This is a genomic window from Buchnera aphidicola (Cinara kochiana kochiana), from assembly GCF_900698905.1.
Taxonomy (GTDB): Bacteria; Pseudomonadota; Gammaproteobacteria; order Enterobacterales; family Enterobacteriaceae; genus Buchnera_F; species Buchnera_F aphidicola_W.
Map to the genome: position 1 here is coordinate 335,749 of NZ_LR217707.1, position 13,287 is coordinate 349,035.

Consider the following 13,287-nt stretch of genomic DNA (forward strand, 5'->3'; position numbering starts at 1 on the left):
ATACAAAATAATATGAAATATATAAATTTAGATTTAAAAAAAATACCAGACTATGGTATTACGTTAATAGAAGCGTCTGCAGGAACAGGAAAAACATTTACTATTATTATTTTATATTTACGATTAATATTAAATATTGGTATCAAAAAAACATATTCTCGACCATTATTAATTTCTGAAATATTAATTGTTACATTTACTGAAGCATCAAAAAATGAATTAAAAAATAGATTATATAAAAAAATTTGTCAATTATATGACATGTGTATAAATAAAAAAAACGAAATACATGAATTAAAAAAAATTATTAATGATGTAAAAGATTTTAAAAAAACTATTCAGTTATTAAAAACAGCAAAAAAAAATATAAATTTAATTATGATATATACACTACATGGTTTTTTTTTTCATATTTTAAATGAACAAAAATTTTTATGCAAACAAATGATACCTGATAAAATATTATTAAATATACAAAAATTACAATTAGAATCTACAAAAGATTTTTGGAGAAAATATGTATGTGATGTAAATAAAAATGTAACAAAACTTATTCTAAAAAAATGGCCAAATCCATATAAATTATTTAACCATATAAATACATGGATTAATCAATTAAATATAAGTTTTAAACATAAGTTTAATAAAAAAACAAATTTATGCATTATATTCAATAATATTATAGAGATCATTAATGTAACAAAAAAAATATGGAATGAAAAAAAAAAAAAAATCAAAAATTTAATTTTTAAAATGAATTTAAACAAAAAAATATATAACAAAAAAAATCTAGCAAAATGGTTTTTACAAATAAATCAATGGTCTCAGAAAATTAAAAATAATTATTCCGTTCCCGGAATATTAAAATATTTTAAATTTAGTAATATAAAAAATATTAAATTATTTAAAAATGACAAAAAGTATATTTTTTTTAAAAATATTGAAAAAATTTTTAAAAACTATAACTTATTCTTTGAATATTTCGTCTATACGGCTGTAAAAAAAATTACAAAAATTGTTCAAAATAAAAAAAAAGAAACAAATAGATTAGAGTTTAATGATTTAAATAAAATTTTGTGGAAAGAAATTAAATCTAAAAATTCAATAATAAAAAAAAATATTATTAATAAATACACCATATCAATAATTGATGAATGCCAAGATATCGATGATATTCAATTTAATATATTTTATACATTATATAATAACATACCTAATAAATCATTGATTTTGTTTGGAGATCCAAAACAATCAATATATAGTTTTCGAGGATCTAATATATTTTCATATTTAAAATTTAAAAAAAAAATAAAAAAACATTTTATTTTAAAGAAAAATTTTCGTTCTTCTAAATATATTGTAGCTGGAATTAATACTTTATTTTCTCGAATAAAAAATCCATTTGTATTTAATAAAATTGACTTTCAACCTTCCACAATACATCAAAAAAACAAAAAAACATGTTTTATTATTGATAATATTAAACAACCAGCATTTAATTTTGTTTTTCAACATAAAAAAGTCATGACTACTGATGAATATTATTGCTGGATTGCAAAAAAATGTGCTTATTCAATATATACCTGGTTATCAAAAAAATCTAATAAATCATGTTTTATTAAACTTAATAACAATAAAATACGCCATATAACACATAACGATATAACTATTTTAGTAAAAAATAAATACGAAGCTCAAATTATTAAAAAAGAACTTAAAAAAAATGGACTTCAATCTATTTATACGTCTCATAAGAATAACATTTTTCATACTGTAGAAGCAAAAGAAATTATGTGGATTCTTGATTCAATAATTGATTTATCTAATACATTAAAATTTCAAAAATTATTAGTTACAAGAATATTTAAAAAAAATATTTTTGATATTCAGTTAATCAATAATCAAGAAAAAATATATACATCTTTATTTTTAAAATTAAAAAATTATTATGTTATATGGAACACTACTAATATAACAAATATGATCTACAAAATAATAACTGACTTTAGTATTCAGGTAAATAATACATATTCGCAAAAAAATAAAATCAATATAAAAAAAATTACTAAAATATGTGAAATATTAGAAAAAAAAAATCAAATTATTACAAATAAATTTTTATTAACTGTATGGTTTAAAAAAAAAATATTACAAAATAATATTGAACATAATAAAATTATTGATATATCTGAAAAAGAAGAAAAAACTATAAACATAGTTACTATATATAAAGCAAAAGGATTAGAATATCCAATAACATGGATTCCTTTTTTTAGTAATTTCAAAATACCAAAAAATAATATATTTTTCTGTAAAAAAAAATTAAAAAAAATAATTGATTTAAAAAATAATAAAAAAAACTTATTTATACATAAACAAGAATTATTATCAGAAGATCTACGCTTATTGTATGTAGCTTTAACAAGAAGTATTATCCATTGTAATATTGGTATTGCCGCAATTCAAAAAAAAAAAACTATCAACATTAATAATAATATTGATACCGATTGCCATAAAAGTAGTCTGGGTTTTTTAATACAGAAAGGAAAAAAATATAGTTTATGTGATTTAAAAAAAGAATTATATTCTCTACAAAATAATAAAATTTTTAATATAAAACATATAAAAAACAAAAATAAAAAATATTTTAAAATACAAAGTATAAAAACAAAAAAGATATTACAACCAAAACTATTAAAAAAAATTATAAATCCATGGACTAAAATTAGTTTTTCTAAAATTATCTCATATAATATTATTTATAAAAAAAATTATATTCAAGAAAAAATAAAAGAAAATAAACTATTATTACAAAATAAAAAAAATAAATCATCTAAACTTAACATACATAATTTTCCATCAGGAAAAGAATACGGAATATATTTACATGATATTTTAAAAAAAATAGAATTTAACAAAATTAATAATATAAAAAAAATAATCAATAAATTAAACTTCTTATCATTATCTAAGGTATGGATAAATAAGTTATTTATATGGATATGCAATATACTAACTAAATCAATAGATAATAAAAATTTATCTTTAAACAAAATAAAAAAAAATGAACATCTAAAAGAAGTAAAATTTACTATTCCAATTAAAAAATATATTGATATTAATCAATTAAACATAATTATAAAAAATTTTGATTCATTATCCCAAAAATGTAAAAATATTAATTTAGAAAATATTTCAGGTGTACTAACAGGAATTATTGACTTGATTTTCATATGGGAAAATAAATATTACATTATTGATTATAAATCTAATTGGTTAGGATCTAATTATGATGATTATAATATCAATAATCTTCAAATAGAAATAATAAAACATAGATATGATATACAATATCAAATATATAGCTTGGCCATACATCGTTATCTCTCAAAAAAAATAAAAAATTATAATTATAATTTACATTTTGGAGGAGTATTTTATTTATTTATCAGAGCGCTTAATAAAAAAAATAATAATGGCATTTTTTTTATAAAACCATCGTACTTATTAATATATCATTTAGATAATTTATTAAATGGAAAATTTTATGACACCTAAAAACAAAAAAAAATTTTTTAAAATAATACACGATGCAAAATTAAAAAATATAATTTCATGTATAGATTTTTACTTTTGTTTTAACAAAAATTTTTCAAATACTGCACCAGAAGTATTATTTGTACTATTATTTCTCAGTTATTTAGCATACTACGGGCATAGCTGTATGCCAATCCATGAATTCAAAAATAACAATTATTTAATAAAAAAAAATAAAATTTTTTATAAACTATTCCAATTAATCTCTAATGCTAACAAAAATGACTGGTTTAATACCGTAATTAACGATATTTTATGTAGTAATGGAACACAAAAAACCCCTTTAGTATTAGAAAAAAAATTAATATATATATATAAATATTGGTATATCGAAAATAAAATCATTGAGTTTATTCGTCACCAAAAATTAAAAAATAATCTTAATAATTTGAATAAATATAAAAAATTAATTAAAAAATATTGTTTTAAAAAAATTGATAATATCCAAAAAACAACTATACAAAATGCTTTATTAAATCATATATTTTTTATAATTGGAGGTCCGGGAACAGGAAAAACTAGTATATTAGCATATTTTATTTTAATTTTAATAAAGAGTACTAAAAAAAAAATAAATATTCAATTATCTGCTCCTACCGGTAAAGCAGCAACAAAACTGACTCAATCCGTATATTATATTTTATATAAGGAAAATATAAATAAAAAAAATACGTTATCATTTCCTAAAAAAGGAATAACGCTACATAATTTATTTAAAATAAAAAAAGAAACAAATCAATGTAATTTACAAAATAAAAAAATATATAAAAATTTAGATATTCTTATTATAGATGAATGTTCTATGTTAGATTTAAATCTTATGAATATAATTATAGATAATATATATAAAAAAACTAAGATCATTTTTGTAGGTGATATTAATCAATTACCATCAATAGAAATTGGATCTGTATTAAAAAATATATGTCATAATACATACAAAAAATCACATACAGTAATAAAAAAAAATAAATATAATAAAAAAAAAGATAAAATAGTTTATAAATATATTGCTATTTTAAAAAAAAAATATAGATTTAAAAAAAATTCAGGAATAAATTATTTAACAGATAATCTAGAAAATTATTATTTTAATGATATATCTATATTTTATCAAAAAAAATACACAGATATAAAATGGAAATCATTACAAACACAAAAAAATTATTTGTATTTATTAAAAAAAATAAAAAAATATTCTTATAAATATAATAAATTTGTTCAAAATAATTATAATCCGAAAAAAATAATTAAAAAATTTAATAAATATCAAATCTTATGTGCAGTAAATAAAGGAATTTTTGGAACTAAGGAAATAAATAAGATTATAGATAAATGGTTTATTCAAAATCAAAAAATAAAATTTAAAAAAAACATTATAAATAAAAAAAAAGAATCATTTTATCACGGTAAACCAATTTTAATCAAAAAAAATAATATTACATTACAAGTAATGAATGGAGACATTGGGATTTGTTTGTTTATTAAAAATAAATTTAAAGTATTTTTTGTACTACCGGATAAAACAATTAAAATAATTGATCCACAAATAATATTACATTACGAATCTGCTTGGGCTATTACTATACATAAGTCACAAGGATCAGAATATTCTTCTGTTAATATCATTATTCCTAATTATTTTTCTTCTCTATTATCTAGAGAATTATTATATACTGCAGTTACTAGAGCAAAAAAAAAAATTACTATATACGCAAACAAAAAAATTATAAATTTTATGTTAAAAAATAAAAATATTACATATTCAGGTTTAATTAAAGCAATAAAATTAATATAAAAATATTTTTATATTATGGTTGCGGGAATTGGATTTGAACCAACGACCTTCGGGTTATGAGCCCGACGAGCTACCTGACTGCTCCACCCCGCTATCAATTTTAATATTATAACACAATATTCATTATAAACAACTATTTTATAAAAAAATAATTTGTTTATATCAACTACTCATTAATATAAAAATATATAAAATTAAAATATTGATATGAAATTAATTTACTCTACTATAGAATAGTGATTAAATATCAATTAGTAATCGTTATTACTAATAATTAATGCTTGAAAATATTTATTAAATTGTCAACAATATAAAAAATAATAGGTATAATACTATGATTCCTATAAAAAGAAGAAAAGCACGAGAATTAGCAATACAAGCAATATATGCTTGGCAAATATCGAAAAATATTATAATATCAGATATTAAAGACTATGTAATGCAACAAAATAAAAAATATTTACTAGATAAAAAATATTTTCATGAAATTGTTACAGGAGTAATCAAAAATGTTTATTTTTTAGATAAAATTATTTATCCTCATATATCCAATAAAAATAAAAGAATCGATCCAATTGAACAAGCCATATTACGATTATCCTCTCATGAAATTACACAACGTTTAGATATTCCATATAAAGTAATTATAAATGAAGGTATAGAATTAGCAAAAATATTTGGGTCACAAAAAAGTCATACATTTATAAACGGTGTATTAGATAAAATTATTTGTAGAAAAAAAAATATTAACAAAACATAATTCAATAATATTCAAATAATCTCATAAAATTAAATTAATAATAATATATATCATCTTAATCGAAATTATCAACACAATAACTATAATTTATACAAAAAATTAATATAAATATATTTCATATAAATTCTAAAAAATTAAAAAAATTAATATTTACTATATACTATATAAAATAAAATGAATAATTGGAATACACAGTTTGCAAAAGATATTGCTAAAAAACTTAAAATTAAATTAAATAAAATACATTGGAAAATCATCTTTTGTATGAGAAATTTTTATAAAAAATATAATCTTGCACCATCTACCAGAATATTACTCAAATATATGAAAAAAAAAAACATATATTTAACAAGTCAAGATTTATTTATACTTTTTCCAAATGGATTTATGAAAAATGCTAGTCAAATATCTGGAATTCCTATTAATAATAATTGCTTTTAAAAAATGTAGTTATTAAAAAATTTAATGATAACATTAAACTAACTAAAAAAATAACAAAAATAGATATAAAAAACATAGTTCTAGACCATTTTTTACAAGAATAAAAAAACATATTCCCTACGATAGAGAATACAAACCATAAAAAAATGAAGAAACTTGTACAAAAAAAATAAAAAAAATGTACATAACAAAAATAATATAACAATAAATTACAAAAAAACATATTCATAATACAAATAGATATACAAATTTTTGTATATCTAAAACTATATACAGTAACAATAGTTGGTATATTTGCCATATTATAATCTTTATTTCGATAAATAATTATCGAATAAGCATGTGCTATTTGCCAAAATATAAATATAAAAAATAAAATTAAACAACATCCATTTAATTTATTATTTATTGTAACATAACCAATAATAGGCGGTACAGAACCTGAAATACTACCTATTAATGTTGAATAACATGATTTTTTTTTTAAAAAAAGAGAATAAATAAATACATAAAAAAATACTCCTATCATAGCAATAATCATGGATATAAAATTTATATATTGATAAAAAATAAAAAAACCTAATGAAATAAAAAAAAATGCTAACACAAATAGAATATTTATTATTTTATAATCAATATTGGTACATAAAATTCTATTTTTAGTTCGATTCATTTTCTTATCTATATTTCTATCAATAATGTTGTTTAAAATACAAGATGCAGAAATTACTAAAAAAATACCAAATATAACTTTTATTAATAAAAATACCACTAAATTACTACGAGATGCTAAAAAAAATCCTCCAAATAAACTAATTAAATTCCCCAAAACAATTCCCGGTTTTATTAACTCTAATATACTCATTAAATTATTTTTGTTAAAAATAAAAAAAAATTTTAATATTAATGATTTAAGTGATCGAAAATCCATAAAGATCCTATAGTAATAATGCTAATAATTATACCAATAAATATTAGTGATGATATAATAAAAAAATTTTTTTTAGAAAATGAAATTTCTATAAAATATTTAAAATAAATAACAATATGCATAGTCAATAAAAACCAAAATATCCATTTATAATTACTAAAAAAAATCAAATAATTTATTTTCATAAAAAAATATAAAAAAATAAAAAAAACAGAAAAACAAAAACCAATAAAAAATTTTTTTCTCATAAACATCATAATGGTATCAATAAAAATATTTTTTTTTATTATTAGCATTATCAACACTCCATTAATATTAAAATAATTTAATTTACTATTTAAAATATACACACGCTATCAATATAATCCATATTATATCTATAAAATGCCAAAATAAACAAAAACAAACAATTGACGTATTAACAAAACTTTTCAAGTTAAAAACTAGAATTTGAATCATTAATATTAATATCCATAATAATCCAAAAATAATATGTAATCCGTGTATTCCTAATAATACAAAAAAAGAAGATAGATAACCGCTAGAAATAGGATAAAAACCTTTATTAAACATTTGCAAACACTCAAAAAATTCTAAATATACAAAAATACTTCCCAAACATAATGTAAAAAATAAAAACATTAAAGTATATTTTTTAGAATTCATATGCAGAAAATATTTAACCAAACTACATGATAAAGCACTAAACAATAAAATTAATGTTTCTGAAAAAATTATAAACCATGAAAATAAATGATTATCTCTTAAAAAATTATTATATCCATGTCGTGACATAATAATATGTACAATAAATAATACCGAAAAAACAATGCAATCACTCATTAAATAAACCCAAATACCGAAAATATTTTTATTTTCTAACGAAGAATATGAAATACTTTTTTTTTTTTCGTTCATATAATATCCTTATATAATATTCATATTTTATTTTTCATAATTTTGTTTATTTCTAGAATCACGTTGCTGCTCTATCTTATAGATCATTTTTTTTGAAATAATATGTCCGTCATTTATAGTAAAAAATTTAAATAAAAAAATAAATAAAATTCCAATTAATGATAAAAAAACTAACCACCAAATATGCCATATCATGGAAAAACCAAATATTGTAGTCAGTATGCTAATAAATATTCCTATAGATGTATTATTTGGCATATGAATGCGCTCAAAAATATTTTTATTTATATCAATACTTTTTTTAGTTTTTTCATACCAAAAATTATCTATTTTCTTTACTAACGGTATAGTAGCAAAATTATATACAGGTGGCGGAGATGATGTAGACCACTCTAACGTTCTTCCATTCCAGGGATCTCCACTACAATCTCTATACTCGTTAGAATTTCTGTTTTTAATAGATATAAATAATTGAATTACTTGAGAAATAATACCTAAAACAATTATAAAAATACCTATAGTTGCTATAGTTAAAAGATTATGGTATTCAGAATCAATATTCTGACTTAATCTACGAGTCATACCCATACATCCTAATATATATAGAGGAATAAAAGCCACAAAAAAACCAGTAATCCATAATAAAAATGAAACTTTACCCCAATATTCATTCAATTTAAATCCAAAAATTTTAGGAAACCAGTAAGTTATACCAGCAAAACAACCAAAAACAACGCCCCCTATAATTACATTATGAAAATGAGCAACTAAAAATAAACTATTATGAAAAACAAAATCTATTGAAGGTATAGATAACAATACACCTGCCATACCACCCAATGTAAAACTCAGTAAAAATCCAATAGTCCATAACATAGATGAATGAAAAACAATACGACCTTGGTACATTGTAAATAGCCAATTAAATATTTTTACACCAGTAGGAACCGCAATTATCATTGTAGTAATACTAAAAAAAGAATTTACATCTGCTCCAGAGCCCATTGTAAAAAAATGATGTAACCAAACTAAAAAAGACAATATTGTAATAACAACAGTAGCCCATATCAAAGATATGTATCCAAATAATGATTTTCTAGAAAATGTGGATACTATTTCTGAAAAAATACCAAATATTGGTAATATTAAAATATAAACTTCAGGATGCCCCCATATCCAAATTAAATTGATATATAGCATCATATTTCCACCCATATCATTGGTAAAAAAATGAAAACCCGCATACCTGTCCAAAGATAGAAATATTAATGTAATAAATAAAACAGGAAAAGATATTAAAATTAAAATATTAGTACATAAAGCTGTCCAAGTAAAAACAGGCATTTTAAACATTGTCATACCTGGAGCACGAAAATTAATGATGGTTACTATGAAATTAATAGCAGTTAAAATTGTACCTAATCCTGAAATTTGTAAAATCCAAATCCAGTAATCTACACCAACTCCAGGACTATATTTAATTCCTGATAATGGTGGATATCCTAACCAACCTGTTTTAGCGAATTCACCAATCCCCAAAGATAGCATCATTAAAAAAACTGCACTGGCCGTCAACCAAAAACTGAGATTGTTCAAAAATGGAAACGCCAAATCTCTTGCTCCAATTTGTAAAGGAACAACAAAATTCATTAAACCAATCACCAAAGGCATAGCTACAAAAAAAATCATAATTACACCATGAGCAGTAAATACTTGATCGTAATGATTGGCTGGTAAAATATTTATATGACCTGGTAAAGATGAAAAAAACTGCTGTAATCTCATGATTATAGCATCAGAAAATCCTCTAAAAAACATAATAAACGATAATATAAAATACATAATAGCAATTTTTTTATGATCAACAGAGGTAAACCAATTACTCCATAAATAATTCCATTTTTTTATATATGTTATATATAAAAAAATTGTTAATGAAAATAATAAAATCACAATATATGTGATCATAATAATTGGTTCATGAAACGGTACCGCATTAAGAGTTAATTTTCCAAACATTATTATTTGCCTTTAATAAATAAAATATAAAATAAAATAGTTAATTTTTATTTATATAAATAAAATAATTATTTCTTACATGAATGATAAAACATACCTTTTATTTTATAAAATAATAAAGGGTCAATATATGAAAAATATTGTACATTGTACTGTACATTATTATGTGCCAAACATAAAAATTGATTTTTAAATAACAAAAAATTATTTTTTAATTTTATATTTTTTATCCATTTATGAAAATCATATATACTGTTATGAACATAAACGTTAAATTTCATATTAGAAAAACCACAACCACTATAATTCGAAGAAATACCTTTATAAAAACCATTATTATTTGCAATTAAATTTAATTCTGTTTTCATTCCAGCCATAGTATAAATTTGACTACCTAAATTAGGAATGAAAAAAGAATTCATAATAGAATGTGATGTAATATTTAAATGTATCGGAGTATCTTTAGGAAAAGATATTTCATTAATAGTCGCTATTTTATAATAAGGATAGATAAATAACCAACGCCAATTTAAAGAAACTGCTTCAATAATAATTGGCTTATTAATATTTAACTTTAAAGATTTCTTAGGATCTAATTTGTGAGTGGTAATCCATGACAAATTTGCTAAAAAAATTATAATAACAATAGGAATTAACCAACATATTATTTCCAATAAATATGAATGATTCCAATTAGGCCTATAATCCGATAAAATATTTGTATGACGATAATAGTATGCAATCAATATCGTTAAAAAAATTACAGGTAATACCACAAGTAACATAATTCGAAAAACTAATAATACTAACTGAAGTTCAGTATTTAAAATATATCCAACAGAATGAACATGTATATTTTTACTAAAATAAAAAACAAATAAAGACATAAAAAAAATAACAAAAATTGTTAAAGATTTAAATATATTGTATTGATTAAATAATTTCATTATTTTAATATCCATATAACATTATAAATGTATTATATTACAATTATTACTATAAAAATATTATAAATATATTAAAGAATAAGATAATAAAATCTATTATTTAGTTTATAAAAATTATAAATTTATTTAATATAAAAATATTAATAAATTTTTTAAAAATAAAATTTAAACATATAATTTGTCATTTTAAAATTATTAAACTAATTAAAGTAAATAATAATAATGTTTAATAATTCTAAATTGACAGCCGTCATAATTATATTGTATATTAAAAATAAAAATATATTAAATATATTTAAAACTCTCATTTATAATTTAATATTCATAATATGTAAAAATAATACATTGTATGTGAATATAAAATAATTTTTTTTATAAAAAATAAAAATAATTTTATATTAAAAATAATTGTAAAGTTAACATAATTTATATTTTATATATATAAATTATTTTATTTAAAATATATATATGTTATTAATACAAGATGATTATTTTATATAATTTCAATATAACATATTACTTATAAAAATCAGATAATTATGAAAAAAATCATTGAAAAAAAAATAATGTCTACATTAGAGATATATTTTTTAAAAATATATAACACTAGTTATCTACATAATAGTTATAAAAAAAAATCAAAACATTTTACTATTATTATATCTGCATATGAATTTAATAATTTGTCTTTATTTCATCAACATAATATAATTTATAAAATTTTTTATAACGATATTCCTCAAAAAATATATTCTATACAATTACATACATATAGTATAAATCAATGGAATCAAATAAAAAATAAACCATTATCATTAATTCCGTGCATACATAAGCAAAAAACAAAAAAATCCTTAATTTTAACAAAATAAAAAAAACATAAGATACACTTACAATTATATAAGCAGAAAATATTTATCAAAATTAATACTATCGATATAAATAAAAAATTTAAAATATATAATCATGAATAAATTTTATTTAAAATATTAAATATAATGTCATATTACATGACAAATAATTAATACAAAATATATATTAAAAGTATAATAGATATTTAATTATCATTAAGCATTTGTATATATAAATAAAATATATGCCAAATACTAATAAAAATAAAAAAATTACTTAACATAACTAATAATCATTGTCCATTAAAAATACTTCGTTAAAATATATACTATATCATGCTAATAAATTTACAAAATAAATCACTATCTTCAAAATAGGAATTAAATATGACTTTAATTAATAATAATAAAAATATAAGATATGAAAATTCTTTAATACCTTTTGTAATTGATAAAAACTATCAAGGAGAGCGCTCCTATGATATTTTCTCACGATTGTTAAAAGATAGAATTATTTTTATAACCGGAACAATAAACGATCATCTTGCTAGTATTGTTATATCACAAATATTATTTTTAGAATCAGAAAATAAAAAAAAAGATATTTTTTTATATATTAACTCTCCCGGAGGGATAATTACATCGGGTTTATCAATTTATGATACTATGCAATTTGTTAAACCGGATATAAACACAATATGTTTAGGGCAAGCTTGCTCTATGGCCGCTATACTTTTAAGTGCTGGAAAAAAAGGAAAAAGATTTTGTTTACCTCACGCTAGAATTATGTTACACCAACCTCTTGGTGGATTTCAAGGACAAGCATCAGATATTATCATACACGCTAAAGAAATAAAAAAAATAAAAAAAATAATAAATAACTTATTATCATATCATACAAAACAATCTATTGAAAAAATAACACAAGATATAGAACGAGATTATTTTTTTTCCCCTCAAGAAGCTATTAAATATGGTCTTATTGACTTTATTTTAAAAAATAGATAATAAAATTTATATAAAAC

The 13,287-nt window shown here is 19.4% G+C and carries 11 protein-coding genes and 1 tRNA gene; 6 read left to right on the forward strand and 6 right to left on the reverse strand.

The window, feature by feature from the left end; genetic code table 11:
* The first annotated feature begins 12 nt into the window (after window positions 1–12).
* Together recB and recD are read left to right on the forward strand one after the other, a co-directional pair.
* Complete coding sequence (gene recB, locus BUCIKOCA2762_RS01460; RefSeq protein WP_154028732.1) at window positions 13–3,558, forward strand: exodeoxyribonuclease V subunit beta; 3,546 nt, start codon at window positions 13–15, stop codon at window positions 3,556–3,558.
* The gene (recD, locus tag BUCIKOCA2762_RS01465; protein ID WP_172598360.1) at window positions 3,548–5,395 is read left to right on the forward strand and encodes an exodeoxyribonuclease V subunit alpha; all 1,848 of its coding nucleotides are present in this window, start codon (window positions 3,548–3,550) and stop codon (window positions 5,393–5,395) included. The genes recB and recD overlap by 11 nt, the downstream gene beginning before the upstream one ends.
* A 16-nt stretch (window positions 5,396–5,411) precedes the next feature.
* Here the strand turns inward: recD and BUCIKOCA2762_RS01470 are convergent.
* A tRNA-Met gene (locus BUCIKOCA2762_RS01470) sits at window positions 5,412–5,488 on the reverse strand.
* Between the two features lie 241 nt (window positions 5,489–5,729).
* On the opposite strand from BUCIKOCA2762_RS01470, the gene nusB reads away from it, so the two are divergent.
* Window positions 5,730–6,155 carry a transcription antitermination factor NusB gene (gene nusB, locus BUCIKOCA2762_RS01475; RefSeq protein ID WP_154028736.1) on the forward strand — a complete coding sequence of 142 codons (426 nt, stop codon included), beginning with the start codon at window positions 5,730–5,732 and terminating at the stop codon, window positions 6,153–6,155.
* 174 nt (window positions 6,156–6,329) lie between these two features.
* Entirely contained in the window at window positions 6,330–6,596 is a 267-nt protein-coding gene (locus BUCIKOCA2762_RS01480) for a TusE/DsrC/DsvC family sulfur relay protein (RefSeq protein WP_154028738.1), read from the forward strand.
* Here BUCIKOCA2762_RS01480 and BUCIKOCA2762_RS01485 read toward each other — a convergent pair.
* The 5 genes from BUCIKOCA2762_RS01485 to cyoA all read right to left on the reverse strand — a co-directional run bounded on the left by BUCIKOCA2762_RS01485 (window position 6,577) and on the right by cyoA (window position 11,411).
* Window positions 6,577–7,527, reverse strand: coding sequence for a protoheme IX farnesyltransferase (locus BUCIKOCA2762_RS01485; RefSeq protein ID WP_154028740.1), 951 nt, complete (start codon window positions 7,525–7,527; stop codon window positions 6,577–6,579). The two genes, BUCIKOCA2762_RS01480 and BUCIKOCA2762_RS01485, sit on opposite strands and share 20 nt — an antisense overlap.
* Window positions 7,500–7,823 (reverse strand): cytochrome o ubiquinol oxidase subunit IV, encoded by a 324-nt coding sequence (locus BUCIKOCA2762_RS01490; RefSeq protein ID WP_154028742.1) that lies wholly within the window; start codon window positions 7,821–7,823, stop codon window positions 7,500–7,502. Before BUCIKOCA2762_RS01490 ends, BUCIKOCA2762_RS01485 begins: the two co-directional genes overlap by 28 nt.
* Before the next feature lie 37 nt (window positions 7,824–7,860).
* Window positions 7,861–8,445, reverse strand: a complete 585-nt coding sequence (locus BUCIKOCA2762_RS01495) for a cytochrome c oxidase subunit 3 (RefSeq protein ID WP_154028744.1) — start codon at window positions 8,443–8,445, stop codon at window positions 7,861–7,863.
* A gap of 27 nt (window positions 8,446–8,472) precedes the next feature.
* Window positions 8,473–10,464, reverse strand: coding sequence for a cytochrome o ubiquinol oxidase subunit I (cyoB, locus tag BUCIKOCA2762_RS01500; protein WP_154028746.1), 1,992 nt, complete (start codon window positions 10,462–10,464; stop codon window positions 8,473–8,475).
* Between the two features lie 68 nt (window positions 10,465–10,532).
* Window positions 10,533–11,411, reverse strand: a complete 879-nt coding sequence (cyoA, locus tag BUCIKOCA2762_RS01505; RefSeq protein WP_154028748.1) for a ubiquinol oxidase subunit II — start codon at window positions 11,409–11,411, stop codon at window positions 10,533–10,535.
* A 539-nt stretch (window positions 11,412–11,950) separates the two neighbouring features.
* Between cyoA and BUCIKOCA2762_RS01510 the strand changes: the two genes are divergently transcribed.
* Both BUCIKOCA2762_RS01510 and BUCIKOCA2762_RS01515 read left to right on the forward strand, forming a co-directional pair.
* Complete coding sequence (locus tag BUCIKOCA2762_RS01510; protein WP_154028750.1) at window positions 11,951–12,283, forward strand: BolA/IbaG family iron-sulfur metabolism protein; 333 nt, start codon at window positions 11,951–11,953, stop codon at window positions 12,281–12,283.
* Between the two features lie 366 nt (window positions 12,284–12,649).
* Complete coding sequence (locus BUCIKOCA2762_RS01515) at window positions 12,650–13,270, forward strand: ATP-dependent Clp protease proteolytic subunit (protein ID WP_154028752.1); 621 nt, start codon at window positions 12,650–12,652, stop codon at window positions 13,268–13,270.
* Window positions 13,271–13,287: the final 17 nt, after the last annotated feature.

What these genes read in the sequence shown, in the direction of transcription:
- BUCIKOCA2762_RS01485 (WP_154028740.1), bottom strand. Translation starts at nt 7,527, where the DNA reads ATGGATTTTCGATCACTTAAATCATTAATATTAAAATTTTTTTTTATT.
- BUCIKOCA2762_RS01515 (WP_154028752.1), top strand. Translation starts at nt 12,650, where the DNA reads ATGACTTTAATTAATAATAATAAAAATATAAGATATGAAAATTCTTTA.
- BUCIKOCA2762_RS01480 (WP_154028738.1), top strand. Translation starts at nt 6,330, where the DNA reads ATGAATAATTGGAATACACAGTTTGCAAAAGATATTGCTAAAAAACTT.
- recB (WP_154028732.1), top strand. Translation starts at nt 13, where the DNA reads ATGAAATATATAAATTTAGATTTAAAAAAAATACCAGACTATGGTATT.
- BUCIKOCA2762_RS01510 (WP_154028750.1), top strand. Translation starts at nt 11,951, where the DNA reads ATGAAAAAAATCATTGAAAAAAAAATAATGTCTACATTAGAGATATAT.
- recD (WP_172598360.1), top strand. Translation starts at nt 3,548, where the DNA reads ATGACACCTAAAAACAAAAAAAAATTTTTTAAAATAATACACGATGCA.
- cyoA (WP_154028748.1), bottom strand. Translation starts at nt 11,411, where the DNA reads ATGAAATTATTTAATCAATACAATATATTTAAATCTTTAACAATTTTT.
- BUCIKOCA2762_RS01490 (WP_154028742.1), bottom strand. Translation starts at nt 7,823, where the DNA reads ATGCTAATAATAAAAAAAAATATTTTTATTGATACCATTATGATGTTT.
- BUCIKOCA2762_RS01495 (WP_154028744.1), bottom strand. Translation starts at nt 8,445, where the DNA reads ATGAACGAAAAAAAAAAAAGTATTTCATATTCTTCGTTAGAAAATAAA.
- nusB (WP_154028736.1), top strand. Translation starts at nt 5,730, where the DNA reads ATGATTCCTATAAAAAGAAGAAAAGCACGAGAATTAGCAATACAAGCA.
- cyoB (WP_154028746.1), bottom strand. Translation starts at nt 10,464, where the DNA reads ATGTTTGGAAAATTAACTCTTAATGCGGTACCGTTTCATGAACCAATT.